The sequence below is a fragment of the Neobacillus sp. YX16 genome (assembly GCF_030123505.1).
Lineage (GTDB): Bacteria > Bacillota > Bacilli > Bacillales > Cytobacillaceae > Neobacillus.
This window is the reverse complement of record NZ_CP126115.1, coordinates 784,594-800,280: the sequence shown is the minus strand read 5'-3', so window position 1 is coordinate 800,280 and position 15,687 is coordinate 784,594. Positions and strand designations below refer to the sequence as shown.

The 15,687-nt window shown below is 36.8% G+C and carries 15 protein-coding genes and 1 pseudogene; 3 read left to right on the top strand and 13 right to left on the bottom strand.

Annotation, left to right across the window (positions count from 1 at the left end; genetic code table 11):
• Nucleotides 1–147 precede the first annotated feature (147 nt).
• The 5 genes from QNH48_RS03925 to QNH48_RS03905 form a co-directional block, all read right to left on the bottom strand.
• Nucleotides 148–2,073, bottom strand: coding sequence for a BglG family transcription antiterminator (locus QNH48_RS03925; RefSeq protein WP_283953844.1), 1,926 nt, complete (start codon nucleotides 2,071–2,073; stop codon nucleotides 148–150).
• Between the two features lie 359 nt (nucleotides 2,074–2,432).
• On the bottom strand, nucleotides 2,433–3,158 hold the full coding sequence (locus QNH48_RS03920) for a CAP domain-containing protein (protein WP_283955674.1): 726 nt from the start codon (nucleotides 3,156–3,158) through the stop codon (nucleotides 2,433–2,435).
• 341 nt (nucleotides 3,159–3,499) lie between these two features.
• Nucleotides 3,500–3,997: a protease inhibitor I9 family protein gene (locus QNH48_RS03915; protein ID WP_283953843.1), complete on the bottom strand. Its 498-nt coding sequence runs from the start codon at nucleotides 3,995–3,997 to the stop codon at nucleotides 3,500–3,502.
• Nucleotides 3,998–4,174: 177 nt separating this feature from the next.
• Nucleotides 4,175–4,414, bottom strand: a complete 240-nt coding sequence (locus QNH48_RS03910; RefSeq protein WP_283953842.1) for a dockerin type I domain-containing protein — start codon at nucleotides 4,412–4,414, stop codon at nucleotides 4,175–4,177.
• A gap of 28 nt (nucleotides 4,415–4,442) precedes the next feature.
• Nucleotides 4,443–4,790: a spore germination protein gene (locus QNH48_RS03905; protein WP_283953841.1), complete on the bottom strand. Its 348-nt coding sequence runs from the start codon at nucleotides 4,788–4,790 to the stop codon at nucleotides 4,443–4,445.
• Nucleotides 4,791–4,996: 206 nt separating this feature from the next.
• On the opposite strand from QNH48_RS03905, the gene QNH48_RS03900 reads away from it, so the two are divergent.
• On the top strand, nucleotides 4,997–5,857 hold the full coding sequence (locus QNH48_RS03900; RefSeq protein ID WP_283953840.1) for an AraC family transcriptional regulator: 861 nt from the start codon (nucleotides 4,997–4,999) through the stop codon (nucleotides 5,855–5,857).
• 340 nt (nucleotides 5,858–6,197) lie between these two features.
• Here QNH48_RS03900 and QNH48_RS03895 read toward each other — a convergent pair whose 3' ends face one another.
• The 5 genes from QNH48_RS03895 to QNH48_RS03875 all read right to left on the bottom strand — a co-directional run bounded on the left by QNH48_RS03895 (nucleotide 6,198) and on the right by QNH48_RS03875 (nucleotide 11,378).
• Nucleotides 6,198–7,481: an FtsW/RodA/SpoVE family cell cycle protein gene (locus QNH48_RS03895; RefSeq protein WP_283953839.1), complete on the bottom strand. Its 1,284-nt coding sequence runs from the start codon at nucleotides 7,479–7,481 to the stop codon at nucleotides 6,198–6,200.
• A 7-nt stretch (nucleotides 7,482–7,488) separates the two neighbouring features.
• Entirely contained in the window at nucleotides 7,489–7,896 is a 408-nt protein-coding gene (locus tag QNH48_RS03890) for a PadR family transcriptional regulator (protein WP_283953838.1), read from the bottom strand.
• Nucleotides 7,897–7,898: 2 nt separating this feature from the next.
• The gene (locus QNH48_RS03885; RefSeq protein ID WP_283953837.1) at nucleotides 7,899–8,432 is read right to left on the bottom strand and encodes a sigma-70 family RNA polymerase sigma factor; all 534 of its coding nucleotides are present in this window, start codon (nucleotides 8,430–8,432) and stop codon (nucleotides 7,899–7,901) included.
• Nucleotides 8,433–8,896: 464 nt separating this feature from the next.
• The gene (locus QNH48_RS03880) at nucleotides 8,897–10,093 is read right to left on the bottom strand and encodes an MFS transporter (protein ID WP_283953836.1); all 1,197 of its coding nucleotides are present in this window, start codon (nucleotides 10,091–10,093) and stop codon (nucleotides 8,897–8,899) included.
• A 355-nt stretch (nucleotides 10,094–10,448) separates the two neighbouring features.
• Complete coding sequence (locus tag QNH48_RS03875; protein ID WP_283953835.1) at nucleotides 10,449–11,378, bottom strand: COX15/CtaA family protein; 930 nt, start codon at nucleotides 11,376–11,378, stop codon at nucleotides 10,449–10,451.
• Nucleotides 11,379–11,547: 169 nt separating this feature from the next.
• Here QNH48_RS03875 and QNH48_RS03870 point away from each other — a divergent pair, with 169 nt between their 5' ends.
• Nucleotides 11,548–11,748 carry a GMC oxidoreductase gene (locus QNH48_RS03870; RefSeq protein ID WP_349655115.1) on the top strand — a complete coding sequence of 67 codons (201 nt, stop codon included), beginning with the start codon at nucleotides 11,548–11,550 and terminating at the stop codon, nucleotides 11,746–11,748.
• Between the two features lie 66 nt (nucleotides 11,749–11,814).
• Here the strand turns inward: QNH48_RS03870 and QNH48_RS03865 are convergent, their stop codons facing one another.
• The gene (locus QNH48_RS03865) at nucleotides 11,815–13,209 is read right to left on the bottom strand and encodes an MFS transporter (protein ID WP_283953834.1); all 1,395 of its coding nucleotides are present in this window, start codon (nucleotides 13,207–13,209) and stop codon (nucleotides 11,815–11,817) included.
• Nucleotides 13,210–13,266: 57 nt separating this feature from the next.
• A pseudogene (gene glpX / locus QNH48_RS03860) lies at nucleotides 13,267–14,218 on the bottom strand (class II fructose-bisphosphatase).
• 390 nt (nucleotides 14,219–14,608) lie between these two features.
• Here glpX and QNH48_RS03855 point away from each other — a divergent pair.
• A complete protein-coding gene (locus QNH48_RS03855; protein ID WP_283953833.1) occupies nucleotides 14,609–14,920 on the top strand; it encodes a winged helix-turn-helix transcriptional regulator in 312 nt (103 codons plus the stop codon).
• Nucleotides 14,921–14,970: 50 nt separating this feature from the next.
• On the opposite strand, the gene QNH48_RS03850 is transcribed toward QNH48_RS03855, so the two are convergent.
• Nucleotides 14,971–15,624 carry a carboxymuconolactone decarboxylase family protein gene (locus tag QNH48_RS03850; RefSeq protein ID WP_283953832.1) on the bottom strand — a complete coding sequence of 218 codons (654 nt, stop codon included), beginning with the start codon at nucleotides 15,622–15,624 and terminating at the stop codon, nucleotides 14,971–14,973.
• Nucleotides 15,625–15,687: the final 63 nt, after the last annotated feature.

The following is a 15,687-nucleotide window of genomic DNA, read 5'->3' as shown; positions in this document are numbered from 1 at the left end:
CGTAATTCCATTCTATTTTGGAAACGCTTACATCTACACACAAGCTTTTTCCGTTGGGCTCCGGAAAATATTAATTGCCTTCTCAAATAATAAAAAAAGGCCAATGTTTACGGATTGGTAACATTGGCCAGAGGATGATAGCTAAAGTTAAAATACTTCTAAGAATTCATCATACGTTTTGCACTTTAGAAGCTGCTGAACGATTCGAATATCTTCAACGATTTTGACTAACAAAGCATACATTTTTTGCAGATAGGTAGAGCTGTTTTTCTCTATACTTAATAGACAAATAAATTGCACTCTTTTACCGCCCCAATCTATTGGTTTTTGTAATGTACAGATAGCCCAAAAGGTAGAGTCAGTCTTCGGTGTGATAGGATGAGGGATCGCAACCAAATTTCCAAAACTAGTCGGCGATAACGCTTCTCTTTCAAGAACTGCATCAATAAAGGAAGAATCAACAAGTCCTAGTTTTTCTAATTTATCGCCTAAGAAGCAGAGAACCTCTTCTTTTGTTTCAAACTTTTCTTGTAGAAAAACAAGTTCTTTTTTCGTGTATTCTAACGTCCCATGTTTTCTTTCCCCTAATTCTTTTTCCACTCTTTCAAAATCGTTACCACCAAGAAATGTGTTCACCACAATAACAGGTACTGGCAGGGATTCTTTAATAGGGATGGTGCTAACGATAAAATCAAGAGTATCAAAGGGGACTTCATTAAGTTTGTAATATTCTGTTGTGCCAACGATTTCAAGCCTGGCCCCAAATTTTGATTGCAGCTTATAAGACAATAGCCGAGCGCTGCCAACACCAGATGCACATACAATCATACACCGCTTTGGTTCAGTGTGAATCGCTCTTCTTTCGATGGCAGCCCCAATATGAAGGGCAAGGTAACCGACTTCATTTTCATCAATATCTATTCCTAGATCTCTTTTTAGCACCATACCTGCAATAATTCCTGCCTCAAAGGCAATCGGGTAATTCGATTTTATTTCATCAATCATTGGATTTCTTAAATTCATCCCATAACGATAGCGGCTTATAGCCGGCTTTAAATGTAAGCCTATTGCGACAATCAGTTCTAGATCATCTTTAAGGCCCAAGGTTAACTTTGTTTCAATGGAATCAAGAATTTCCATCGTCAATCGGTAGATATCTTTGTCAATATAATTCCGAAGGTCACCGTCAATATTATTTAAATGTCTGATCATCCTCGTCCCTAACAAGTGAATAGCAACATAAGCTATTTCCGTTTCTGGAAAATCTACTTTCATCCTATTCTCAATTTCTCGAACAATCTTATTTGCAACACCATATTCTTTTTGATTTGTAACATCTTTTAGTTCTTCGTTATTCAGAATGACATAATTTCCATCTGTAATGCGTCTACACGCGATCGCTATATGAATGATTAGGTTATTTAAGCCAATGTCTGATAACGTAATATCATTTTCTTTTATTTGCTCTAAAATAATCGCCCGAATCATTTTCATTTCATCGATTGGAATGAGAGGCTTTTGAGATGAATGTAGATCATATTCTGTTTGAATTCTATTAAAAACATACTCTGACATACAAAACCGAAGTTTCACTTCTTCGCCCTTTACCTTCAAACCATAGTTAGGCTTCACTTCAAAGGAAAGGTCGTACGTTTGCAGGGTTTTCTTTACATCTTTTAAATCATTTTGAACTGTCGATTTACTGATAAATAATTCATCCGCTAAGTCTTCAAGTTTCAGAAAGTTTTCTGTAAGGAGAAGACGTTGCATTAAGTAATGAACACGTTCTTCTGGTGTATTGGGCAGCATAGAGGGCTTAAGCTTTTCACTTTGAAATTCTTCAAGCAGGAACTTCCGAAATACTTTGTCATCGTCAATTTTCAGTGTGTATCCTGCTCCTCGGATTGATTTGATGGACGCTCCATATTTCGAAATGATTGTCTCTAACTCTTTGATGTCATTTCGTATAGTTCTCGAGGTTACTTGGATAACATTTGCTAAGTATTCGCTCGTGATGGGAGTATCAACTGCTAGCAGCTCCCGCAAAATGGCAATAGTTCGGCTATTTAACATAATCAATCCCTGCCCTTAAAAGAATGATTTCAAATATGTATCTTTCTAATAATTCAATATAAATCGATCTAATGGGCTATCTGCGTTCTAAAAGTATTAATGGTTTTACTACTATCATAATCTCTATGTCTTTGAACACCTATTGGGATAATTTTTCAGGACTTTTAGCCTATTATCCTTCTCATTACTTAGTAGTTCACAGTAATAATAGGCTTTTTCAGGCATAAAGGGTGAAAAATCATATATAAATTTGGGGTAATTCTAGCTTTCCTATAAAAAACTATCTATTTCAACAAAGGCGCAGCAAAAGAAGCCTGTTGAATTCAACAGACTTCCTTTAAGAATAAATCTAACACAAACTATTTACCGATAAATTCCTGTGTCCAATAATTGCCTTGTGAAACGTAACCAACCCCAATATGGTTGAAGTTCGGGCTTAGGATGTTCTTGCGGTGACCTTCGCTATTCATCCAAGCTTTTACCACTTCTTCAGGAGTTCGCTGCCCCATGGCAATATTTTCACCAGCAGAACGATACGAAATCCCGTACTTTTTCATCATGTCAAACGGTGAGCCATATGTTGGGCTTGTATGGCTAAAGTAGCCGTTCACAGACATATCACGAGATTTTTCATGTGCCATTTTGCTAAGTGTCAAATCTACTTTAAGCGCAGGCAACCCATTTTTTGCACGTTCCTGATTAGTAAGGTCGACCACTTTTTGCTCATAAGCACTTAAATTACTTGTATTTTGTGGTGTTGCTGGTTGTGTTGATGTCTCAGACGGCTTCTCTACAGGCTGTTGCTGTACGGGCTGTGGAGTAGTTGTCTGGTCAGGCTGTTGTGTTGGTTGACTTGGTGCTGTTTGGACTGGCTGTTTTACAGTTGTTTTCGGCACTGTAAACCCAAAGCTAGCAAGATATTTTTCTAGCACACTATTAATCTCATTCATATTTGTTCCTTGATATACATAGACCTTTTCCTGTACTACTGGATTAAAGGTAGCAGCATCTGCTTTATTCATTGCTGGATTGGCCATAACTACAGCTGCCGCAGCTACTACGGTTAAAAGTGCTTTCTTTTTCAACATTTTTAAATCCTCCTTAAAAATTGCCGTTATTTGCAAATTCATCGTACCATATGATTTTTGTCATATTTAAGGGAGGATTTTACAGTTAAAAGCACTAATACTTCTTTTTACTTTTGCTAAGTTCTATTTACGCTTATAATATAAACCTTTGCGGATTTTCCTTAATCAGAACTCTCCTATTTTAAATACTACTAATTTCAGGGAAAATTACCAACAATTATTATAAAAATGAGGATTGACAGCATTCTATAAACTGAACATTCTTAACAAATATTTCAGATAAGTATCATTACTAACAGAAGTATTAAATAAAGGATGTATTTAAGGCACATACATTTTTACTTCTGATCAGAAGGTGAAATAGGTGGATTTAGCTGAATTTTTTTGTTTGGATGTATTTTTGATATGACCGATGAAGCCTCTGCCAGCCTTATGATTTCATTTGCTGGTATTTCCATCGAAACTCCGTTTAATGCAGTCTTATATGTGTTTCTTACCTTATAGGGCACTTGATTCTTATCTAATAACGATTCAAGTTCCTTTTGAAAGGTTGCATGACTTTCTTCTACCTTTTCCTTCGCTTCCTCTATTGTTAAAGGAATCCCCTTTGCTTCTGCTTCTAAAACGGCTATTTTAGCTGGTTTTGTTTTGAATTCAATGATAATTGAGGTCATTTGTTCACTTGATAGATCTATTTCAGGATCTATTTGGACTGAAGGATTCATTGTTTCTTTCACCTCCTTTTCCTCATCTACATTTTGATTTCTTTCCTGACATCCACTCAAAATAAACAGGAAAGCAATTGCCAAAATGGCCACTCTATAATATTTCCTCATTTATCATTACATCCCCTTTTTAGCTGAAGCTTCAAAAAGACTATATAACATTTTGTCCTTTATCATCCCTTATCAAACATTTTTTTACGGCGGATGTTATTTCAAAAAAACGCTATTCTTCCAATTATTATATAGAAGAATAGCGTTTTTTTGTGTCTTAACCTATAGGGATGGGTATTAAGATGATATTTGCAATTCTGTTAAAATATCTTGAAGTGTCTTTCCATCGATTTGTTCAACAGGTGCCGGCGGGTTCTCGGCATCTGGGTTTTGCTTTAGATAGTTATTTACAACGTACTGCATATCCTTTGCATTCACAACACCGTCGAAATTAATATCAGATGCTCTTTCATTTTTGTTCCAAGCTTGTTGAATTGCCAGTGCGTCCCGGATATCAATCACATCATCCTGATTCACATCTCCCGCAGCAGGCCTTTCATTAAAGTTAAAGTATTGCAGCGACTGTCCATTTTGTCTCAGTTTTCACCTGCGAGACGGTAAATGTATTCCTTTTTAGTTCATCTAACAAAACTGAATCGGATGTCTTATCAAAATTGGTATTTTTAAATTTTTCAAGTAATGGATTTACCACATTATCGCTAATGGAATCCCTGTCCGAAATACCCTGAATATGGACAAGCGCAGCCTTTTTGAAGTTTCCTAGGTCAAGCTCGCGGATCACTAAATCTGAACAGGATTGCAACTCTTCTTTGACTTGTTCTAAGTTTGTTTGAATATTGTAAGATATCGTTTTGGGTTTTCTATTAGAATCTTCTTTCTGTTTGGGATACAACTATTTCAATATGTAGCACCTTCCGGACAATAGATTATTATTTAAGGTGTGCATTCATGCTACTTTTATACAAATCTTCCCTGCTTGTTGGACATTTGAACACTAAAAGTTAAAAATGGTAATGAGGGAAATCTGTTATTACAAAGCAGAAAATGACAGGATTTAAATATAGATAGTTGTTACGATGTACATAAGGAGTGAGCGATATGGGATGGGTAGAATCATTACAACAAGCTATAGACTATATGGAGGAACATTTACTAGAAGAAATATCGATTGAAAACATTGCTAAACAAGCGAATGTATCAGAGTTTCACTTTCAACGTATTTTTTCAGTACTTACTGATATAACTGTTGGTGAATATCTTCGGCGCAGACGGTTAACACTTGCAGCACAAGAGCTTTCTACAACTGAAAGTAAAATTATTGATGTCGCCCTAAAATATGGCTATGACACTCCCGAATCTTTTTCAAAAGCTTTCCGCAGGCAGCACGGCATCACTCCTAGTCAGGCACGTAATTACGCGGGAAAGCTGAAATCTTATAACCGCCTGACTATTCAGGTGAACTTGAAAGGGGCAGAACCTATGAATTACAAAATTGTGGAAAAAGAGAGTTTTAAAGTAGTCGGTGTGAAGCGGGAGTTTTCCTGCGAAAATGGGGAGAATTTAGCTGGGATTCCTAAAATGTGGGATGATATCCATGTAGATGGAACAAATGATTTATTATTTCAGTTAAATGATGGTCTAATTAAAGGTGTACTTGGGGTATGTGTAGATAAACGCGCACCTGGTTCTCCGTTAATGGATTACTGGATTGCAACCGCACATACCGGCAATACTCCAGAGGGTCTTATGGAACTCGAAATACCTGCTTCAAAGTGGGGAGTATTTGAAGTTCATGGTGCCATGCCTGATGCCATGCAAAATGTTTGGAAGCAAATCATCTCAGAATGGTTTCCATCTAGTCATTATGAACATGCAGGTACTCCAGATTTAGAAGTCTATTCAAATGGAAATCCATCTGGCCCTGATTATTACTCTGAAATTTGGATCCCTCTCAAATAAGGGCTCTTACAAAATACGTGGCAAAGGTTACTATAAGACTCTATAGTTACCGGAACCAATAAAGTGCAGGGTCCGCGGTCACTATAAGGGCTCTATAGTTACCGGAACCAATAAAGTGCAGGGTTCACAGTCACTATAAGGGCTCTATAGTTACCGAAACCCACAAGATACAGGGTTCACAGTCACTATAAGGGCTCTATAGTTACCGAAACCCACAAGATACAGGGTCCACGGTCACTATAAGGGTTCTATAGTGACCAAAACCCAAAAAATACAGGCCCACGGTCATTATAAGGGCTCTATAGTTACCGTAACTCCCAAGATACAGGGTCCACGGTCACTATAAAGCTACCAAATCTTTTCGTCGGTATACACTTAACACAACCCCTATTAGGATGGCATTAAGAACAGTCGGCATTAGACCATAGCTGATAAATGGCAGCGACATTGTCGTAAGCGGAAAGAATCCTAGTACCATTCCAATATTACTTAGCAGCTGGATACTATAAAGAGCAACGCCGCCTATTAAAAGAAGCTTTCCATAGGAATCCTTGATTTTTGGATGAATGACGATCATTCTAACTGCAAAAAGCAGAAGAATCGTGACAAGTAAAACGCCAAAAAGCCAGCCGTAAGAATAGGTAAAGCTTACAAAAACAAAGTTCGTATGCGCTTCTGGTATAAATTCTTTTATTCTAGGTTGTCCAAACCCGTCAAACCAGCCAAACCAGCCAGCTTTTGTCATAAGTTCCTGACTCTTTAAGATCATGAATCCTGCACCATCTGCATATTTTTCTGGCTCAAAAAGCGCCAGCAGTCTTACAATCTGATATGGCTTAACGAATTGCCAAGCTACAATACCTATTACTAAAATGAAGCTAAATGTGCCTGTTGTAATCAGCCATTTAACCTTTTTACTATACTTACTCCACCAAAGCATAACGAATACCATTACAAAATATAGATAGAGTGTTGGAATACTCGCTACTGCAAGAAATAGAAGTATCGGGCTGAGAAACAATAAAAGAAACTGCCAAACCCTTAACTTTTCATTGGTAAAAAATGAAGCCCAGGCAAGATAAAGGAACGGTAAAGCCATCAGGCTTTCAATCGTAATTGGTCCAAGCTTTAACAGCGGCATCCCATTAATCATAACGTTGGAGAAAAACATTAAGATGACTAGAAGCAAAATTCCTATTGTGTAAAATAGCCAGCCAAGTTTTTTCCATTTACGGTAATCACCCAGCATTACCCCTACTGTTGCAGTAACGCCGATAAGGACAATAAGTATTTTGTAAATAATATAGTGCCAATCTTCCATATAACCCAGAGATACCATTGGCAAGAAACTAAGTCCTAAAGCTGTGGTTAGCAGGATTACCAGCCACCAATCTACCTTTGGACGATGAAGCTTGTTCATCTGGATACCCAGTTTTGTAGGGCTTCCCATTTGTTCGACGGCTTTTTCTTCCGCTTCACCTTCTGATAAGCCTTTCTCCATCCATGTATTTTTTGCTTCCTTTAAATGATAACTCAACTCTCTTGCGACATATGCCTTTGCTTCCTTTGATTTAATTTGATCAGTGACCTCATTTATGAAAATCTGCTTTTTATTATTCGCCAATGATCACTCACCCCTCTAACAATTCCTTAAATACAAAACGTCGTTTTGTTCGCTTTTGTTCAGCTTTGTTTAATAACTTCCTGCCTTTATCCTTTAACCAATAATATTTAGCTCCCGATTCGTTCCAGTTGGTTTCTATGCAGCCAGACTGCTCTAAACGATGTAACAGGGTATATAAGAAACCTTCATTATTCTCGAATTTCTGAATTCCCCGTCCTCGAAGAAGTACCGTTAATTCATGCCCGGTTTTTTCTTGAACAAGTAGTTGCATGACTGCTAGAAGAATTTCATCATCACTAACTTCAAATTGGTTTATTTTTTTTCGTATTGCCTTTTGGTGCTGGTTTGAAAATTCCAAGTCTGTAAATGTTCTTTTATCCATTATTTTCTTTAAATTCTTTAAGCGATCGTCCACACCTATTCCTCCAATCTTTCTTTCAGAAGTTCTTTGGCCCGCCTTAGTCTAGTCTTAACAGTATTAACACCTGTGTCCGTCACCATTGCGATTTCCTTAAGCGGCATCTCCTCATAGTAAAATAGGTAAATCACTTCTCGATATTTAATCGGCAGCGTCATAATGGCTGATATTAATTCATCATCTTCTTCTTTTTGGATTACAGCCTGCTCCACAAGCTCTTTTTTGCTGCCGTTACTGGGTATTTCTTCACCGGCAATGACCACATTTTTGTTGTACCAGCTTCTATGGAAATCCTTACAATGATTGATAGCAATCCGCCACAGCCAGGTCCTCAATTTAGATTTTCCGCTATATGTATGGAGACTTTTATAGCATTTAACGAAGATATCCTGCGTTAAATCCTCCGCAATCGCTTTATTATTAACATAGGAATATGTCAGCTGTAAGATCTCCTGGCCGTATTGATTCATAATCTCATCCATTAGGAGTTCTTTATCTTCTGATAAAAATCCATCAATAATCAATTCTTCCACTACTTTCACTCCTTCCTAAACTATAGACGATGTGCCCGGTAAGGAAGTTTTTACTTTCTTAATTATTTTATATTAAATGGTTGAAACTCTTAACATTAAATCCAATAAGGAATAAGAACTTGCTTAACGGTTAAAATGAGGAAGAACTGCACGAGATGGAGGAATTTTCATGAATAACAAATCAATGAGAAAGAGGTACATGACATCATATTAACGACAAAAATGCCATTTACGCGGGGATAAATGGTGAACAAATAGTAGAGCCACTACGACTTTAATTGAATGCTGCGATTTTGAATGCAATTCAAAATGTAAAATACTAGAGTACTATTGATACACCCAGAAGTTAAAGAGGTACTAAACCGTATCGATTTGAACCTCCAAAATGGGTTACTATTTAATGTTTGCTCCCCGTCAACTGGACACCTTAAACGTGCCTTTTTGTTTTCAAAAAACTTCTAATACTAGCTCGCCTGTAGGATATTGTTTTCTGTACGTTTCTTTTTTCCATGGAGTACATAGTACAAAAAAATGCTCGCAAATACGACCACTGCCAAGGTAAAATACAACCCCCGAAAACCAACTATAGGAATGATAAATCCTAATAGAAAAGGACCAACTCCTACTCCAGAATCCATAAACACGAAAAAAGTTGAGGTTGCAAGCCCCACTCGGTGCCGTGGTGATTCCTTTATGGCAATAGCCTGACAGCAAGAATTCATTGTTCCATATCCAAGACCAATTAGTGCTCCTGCTAAAAGGAGAATGAATCCTTGGTTGGCTTGGCTAAGAGTGACTAATCCGATCACAAATAATAGTAACGCTGGATATATCACAATGTTATCCCCTTTTTTATCTAATAGCCGTCCAGTAAATGGTCTTGAAATCAAGATGAAGACAGCATAAATAAGAAAGAAGAAACTTGCGGCCTCCATTAAATTTATTTCTTTTGCATAGGAAGTCATAAATGACAGAATACCTGAGTAAGCAAAACCCATAATTGCAATAATGATAGCGATAGGAACAGCCTTTATTTCGAAAAAATCTTTCAACTTAAAGCCTTTCATCGCATCAAGCTGTTCTTTTGTGAGGTGTCCTTCAGGGATATGCACAAATAATACGATAATTGTACTTATGAGAGAAAAAAGTGTACAAGCTGCAAATATGATCGTAAAACTTCCTTGTTGGCTGATATAAAGACCTAGGAAGGGGCCAACTGCCATTGCAAGAGTTATACTTAATGAAAAATAGCTTATTCCTTCTCCTCGACGTTCATACGGAATAATATCCGTAATAACTGTTGCTATAACTGTGGTAAACAGCCCAAACGCTGCTCCATGAATAAAACGAATAAATAATAATACGTTCATGTTTCCTACAATAAAATATAACAACATCATAATCAAAAATAAAAATAATCCACCATAAAGCATCTTTTTACGTCCAATAATCTCAATATATTTTCCAGCAAAAATACGTGAAACTAGTGCACCCACTACAAAGATACTAGACGCAAGACCCGCCATGCTTTGTGAAGCGTTAAATTCTTCAATCGCATAAACGGTTAAAGTCGTTATTAATAAATAAAAGGTCAAACCCCCAAAAAATGTAGAAACGGACATGATAATAAAATCTTTTGTCCATAATTTCGTTTTATTCACCCCAATGCCCCCTATTTCAAAAACAATAAAGTATATTGTCATACTGATTATTTTGTACTTGCAATAGCCTCGTTTCCGATTCTAACAAACCACATATCTTTCCACTTCTAATTTTTAGATGTTTAAAAATCTCGCTTAGAAATTTTCATATACAACAATTTAATGAATTTATAACCACTATGTGGTACACGTGTATTGCTATTTGGTTAAATTGAGTTTAAATAATTTATAACACCTTTGTCAATCATATTGTTTTCTTCATATATTTTTTCAAAAAAAAGAAGCCAAGAATAAGTTAACCTTATCCTAAAGCTTTTTTTGTACCTATTACTATTTTTTTAGAAAAACTTTTAGACTATAACTTGTTAATAGGTTGTCCCTTATCACCTTTCCAGGTTTCTCCAGTAACCTTAGTAATCATTAATCCCATTATTAGTCTTGTATCTGCAATTATCATAAACAAAGCTGTACCTATTGCCAGGTGGACAACTGCCCATGGGATGCTAATATTGGTTATGATTGTGAGGATACCACTTAAAATCTGGATTACTACCACAGCAGCAGCAAGTAATAAACGCCTTTTCAATCCCGGACCCCAATTATTCAGATAAGCCTTAAACAGTAGGAAAATAGTATATGCTGCAGTAATTATCGCTAGTACACGGTGCCCGGATTGAAGGATTTCAGGTGCCGTTACGGGCAGCAGTGTTTCTCTACAATCTAGCCAATCGCAGGCCAATCCATAATATTCATGCTTAATAAATGCACCAAACCCCATGGTTAACAAAAGCAGGATAATCAATACATTTAACTGAAAAACGATTTTTAATTTCCTGTTGTCACTTAATTTTGTTTTAATACGAGTACTAGCTTCAGTTCGATAAATCCATAACAAGACCAGCATGAACAACATGGCTACAAGAAGATGAACGGTAATGACAATCGTTGGCAAGTCCAACACAACAACCACTGCCCCCGCTAATATCTGTAACGTTAGTAAACTTATTAGACAATTTCCTGCAGTTTGGAGTATTTTATTGTTCTTATTCCGTTTGATTAGGACAAAAAGAATCCCTACGAAAATGGCAAGTAGAAGCCCTATGGCTCTATGCGCAAATTCTATAAGTGTCTCATTTTCTAAAACAGGAATAACCTCTCCATTACATAATGGCCACTCTGGTCCACACCCCATTCCCGATTCCGAAGAAGCTACATATCCTCCGAACACGATTAGTATATAGGTAAGTGCAACTGAAATAATAGCCAATAGTTTAATAATAATCATTCCCTCCTGTCAGCAAACTTTTAACCAAAGTTTACCAACAATCGAAGACTGCCAAAGTGAATCTAATCACTATTATCTTTTTTTTCTAAAAATTCAATGATAAAAGAAACAGCAATCAAATATTACTCTTGATGAGTCCACACTATCACTCCGGCCGCCAGGGGCCGATATGCATGAGGCTAGCACATGCAGAATGGGTGATGATCCCGCGACATCTGCCACAAACCGCCACGGGCAAGTACATGGAGTGCAAGGATTATTTGTTGTTGATAATAGCGTCCTTCCTACTCTAACAGCAGCTGGTCCAACGATATCAAATACGGCCTTAGCTATAAGACTAGCAGATCATATTGTACGGCAATCTGGTTAATACTTTGCGGAAAGAACAAAAAAGGGATGACCATCTTAGGTCTCATCCCTTTTTACATAGCAATCCTTACTTAGATAATTTTCTTTGTTCTGTTAAATCTATAGTAAGCTGTTTCATACGTTGCTTAGATAACGGATATAGAAAGATTAATATAAAGAATATCAATAAATAGATTACTCCTGGTACAATGGTAGCCAATGCATAGATTCCTTCCAAGGTACGCTCTGCTTGTACTTCATGCTTTGAATCGTAGCCTATGGCTGTAATGGCAAAACCGCCGATTCCACCGGCAATAGCTTGACCAACTTTGCGGGCAAAGGAATAGAATGAATAAACCGTCCCATCTTCTCTTAGTCCAGTTAAAAATTCATGGTAATCAATGACATCAGTAACAAATGCCCATATCATCGTATTAAAGAAGGCATATCCAAACATTCCTATAGCTGATAGTGCAATAAATATAGTCATGGTTAAATTCGGAAGGAAGAATAAAAGAATATATACAGCTGCTGCAAGTAACATTCCTATTGATGTGGTTTCCTTTTTACCAAATCTGTTCACTAATGGTTTTACTAAGGGAATGGCAACAAATACGGCAACAGTTTGAATGATCCCTACAATACTTAATGCTGCAGTATTGCTGAAGTAATCTTTAAATAAAAACACGTTAACTGAACCAATCAGCATCGTACTCATCATGAATATTAGTGATGCTCCAAGGATTGCAATTAATGGTTTATTTTTTAATAGCCCTTTAATTGTATGACCTAACTTAGCTTTTGATCCTTTATTTTCCTGCAGAACAACCCGTTCAGTAGATAATTTATAACAAGCTAGATAACACGCGTATGATAGAATACCAAAAATAACAGCTGCCATTAGAAATCCATCTGCACTTGCCTTATTGTCCACAAATATAAGTAAAGGTCCAACTGCATTGATAATTAAACTTGCCAACATCGCACCCATTGTTCTGTATGTTGATAAAGATGTACGCTCCAAAGGATCATTGGTAATAACTGAGGCCATTGAACCGTACGGAATATTGACCGTACTATATAACGTTCCCCATAAGATGTAAGTGACAAAAGCATATGCTTCATAAAACCCGGTTGACATTCCAGGGATATGAACGAACATTAATACTCCAGAAATAACCAGAGGAAATGACATTCTAAAAATCCACGGTTTAAATTTACCATGTTTACTTGGTTTTCTAGTGTCAATAAAGCGACCCCAGCATACATCAGCAATGGCATCCCACAAACGTGCAACTAAAAAGAGAACACCAACAAAAGCTGCACTGATTCCATAAACATCGGTATAATAAACCATTAAGAATGAGCTTACTAAAATAAAAAAGAAATCGTTCCCAAAATCCCCAAACATATAGCCAAATTTATCTCTAAAACCAAATGGTCTAACCTTGGCATTAGAAGAGATCATCTCTGGTTCTATCATTTTTTGACTAGCACTTTGCCCCAATTTAATCCCTCATTTCTATAGTTCAAAAAACGATTATCGTTTTTGATCCAAACTGTGCTTTCCCTCAATAAATCGAACTGTCCCTGTTTTTGCACGCATAACAACGGAGTGTGTTGTTCCAATTTTCCCTTTATATTGCACACCTTTTAAAAGCTCCCCATTGGTTACACCTGTTGCAGCAAAATAGGCATCATCGCCTTTTACGATATCATCCATTAATAAAACTTTATTAAAATCGGTAATGCCCATTTTATTTAACCGGATTTTTTCTTCTTCCGTTTGTTGAATCAGCTTGCCTTGAAAGTCTCCCCCCAAGCTCTTGAGTGCAGCTGCTGCTATTACCCCTTCAGGAGCACCGCCAGAGCCAAGCATGATATCAACACCTGTATTATCAAATGCTGTATTGATTGCAGCAGCAATATCACCGTCTTGCATCAGCTTAATTCTTGCTCCCGAAATTCGGATTTCCTCAATCATTTTTTCATGTCTTTCTCGATCCAAAATAGCCACAACTAGATCTTCGATGTTTTTATTTTTTGCTGCTGCAACGGCCTTTAAATTGTCAATGACAGGTGCATTAATATCAATTTTCCCTGCTGATTCAGGACCCACTGCAATCTTTTCCATATACATATCTGGAGCATGTAATAAATTCCCATGCTCTGCAACTGCAATGACCGCAAGAGCATTCCAAGAACCTGCAGCAACAATATTGGTTCCCTCCAAAGGGTCTACAGCAATATCAATTTCTGTCCCATCACATGTTCCTAATTGTTCGCCAATATATAACATCGGTGCTTCATCCATTTCCCCTTCCCCTATAACAACGGTTCCTTTCATCTCTATAGAATTAAACATATCCCTCATGGCTTGTGTAGCTGCAGCCTCCGCTTCTTCTTTCTTACCTCTGCCCAAACCACCGTCCAGCAGCCAGTGCTGCAGCCTCCGTTACTCGAACAAGTTCCATTGATAAATTTCTATCCATTCTTAATCCCTCCATTTATTGTTAAAAATGTTTTTTAAATAAATTTATTCCATTTACATTATTTCTCGAATTCAAAAATCTTTAATTCGAGATATTTTACAAAAAAAATAATGCATATACTTCCCCTTATTTTTCGCCACCACAACCTAGTTTTATTTGCTTAAACATAAAAATCCCTTTACATATTTATCACTAGGTAACTTTATGTAACCATAATAACTTTTATAACTTTACCTGTCAATTTGTATGTGTCAAACTCGTGAACAAATAAGAACAAATTTTATTTATTTGGTAATTTTGTTCCAGTAATACTTTATTTTCATTTTTGATTTTGCTATTATTGAAATAAAGTTATTATTAATAACCAAGTAACCTTAGGGGTGTTTATAGATGGATATAGAAAACAAAGTATGCAGCAAGGTTGAAGAGTGCTATCATATTATGGGAAAGAAATGGATGGGCTTGATTATACACGCATTAATGGCAGAACCAAAACGATTTAGTGAAATCCATTCATATATACCAGACTTAAGTAAAAGAGTTTTAAATGAACGGATGAAAGAGCTTGAGGACTGTGGAATTGTATTAAGAAATGTTATTGCCGACCGTCCTATACGGACAGAATATTCATTAACAAAAAAAGGGTCAGAACTTGGTCGATCGCTTCAAACTTTAGAGGCATGGGCAGAGAAATGGTTATAAAATGAAAAGACCTCATCATTGAAATGGAGAGGTCTTTTCATCCCTTCTTGTTAATCACCATAGCTTTGAATTAAATTTGCGAGATGAGCATACGCTCCTCCTGCAAGTAATGCGGAAGTAACCATTACTGCTTCACCAAGCTCTTCATTTGTACTTCCAAGCTTTACTGCATTTTTCGTATGGACATCAATACAATATGGACATTGAGAAGCATGAGCAACTGCCACAGCAATGATTTCTTTAAACTTCCCACTCAATTTTCCTTCCTTCAACGCTGTTCTACTAAACGCAGAATAACTCCTAAAGCCTTGAGGAGCAAATTTATTTAATTTTACAAGGTTCTTAAGGTTAGATCGTCGATAAAGGGAATCATCTGCTTCTGGGTCCATCGCATTATGTATATGTGTACTATGGGTTACTACTCCACCTGCTTCTACTCCTGCTACAACAAAGACTGCTTCTACTAATTCTTCTAGTGATGCTCCCTCTGCTTTTGCACGACGTGTATGTGAATCAATACAATAAGGGCATTCCGTTACATGGGCAATTGCAACCGCTATGATTTCTTTTTCCTTTTTACTAAGGGCTCCCTCTATCATAACTGCGTTATTAAATTCCGAGAAAGCTTGCAGCTGTTCTGGCGCTAATTTTTTAAGTCTACTAAGATTTTTCAAATTTCCTTTATCATATAAATTGTTTGTCATTGTAGACATCCTTTATTTTTATCTAGTAATGCTTTTTTCATTATGATTAATAGCTGTCGCCCA

What these genes read in the sequence shown, in the direction of transcription:
- QNH48_RS03850 (WP_283953832.1), bottom strand. Translation starts at nt 15,624, where the DNA reads ATGACAAACAATTTATATGATAAAGGAAATTTGAAAAATCTTAGTAGA.
- QNH48_RS03855 (WP_283953833.1), top strand. Translation starts at nt 14,609, where the DNA reads ATGGATATAGAAAACAAAGTATGCAGCAAGGTTGAAGAGTGCTATCAT.
- QNH48_RS03915 (WP_283953843.1), bottom strand. Translation starts at nt 3,997, where the DNA reads ATGAGGAAATATTATAGAGTGGCCATTTTGGCAATTGCTTTCCTGTTT.
- QNH48_RS03870 (WP_349655115.1), top strand. Translation starts at nt 11,548, where the DNA reads ATGCATGAGGCTAGCACATGCAGAATGGGTGATGATCCCGCGACATCT.
- QNH48_RS03875 (WP_283953835.1), bottom strand. Translation starts at nt 11,378, where the DNA reads ATGATTATTATTAAACTATTGGCTATTATTTCAGTTGCACTTACCTAT.
- QNH48_RS03925 (WP_283953844.1), bottom strand. Translation starts at nt 2,073, where the DNA reads ATGTTAAATAGCCGAACTATTGCCATTTTGCGGGAGCTGCTAGCAGTT.
- QNH48_RS03865 (WP_283953834.1), bottom strand. Translation starts at nt 13,209, where the DNA reads ATGATAGAACCAGAGATGATCTCTTCTAATGCCAAGGTTAGACCATTT.
- QNH48_RS03900 (WP_283953840.1), top strand. Translation starts at nt 4,997, where the DNA reads ATGGGATGGGTAGAATCATTACAACAAGCTATAGACTATATGGAGGAA.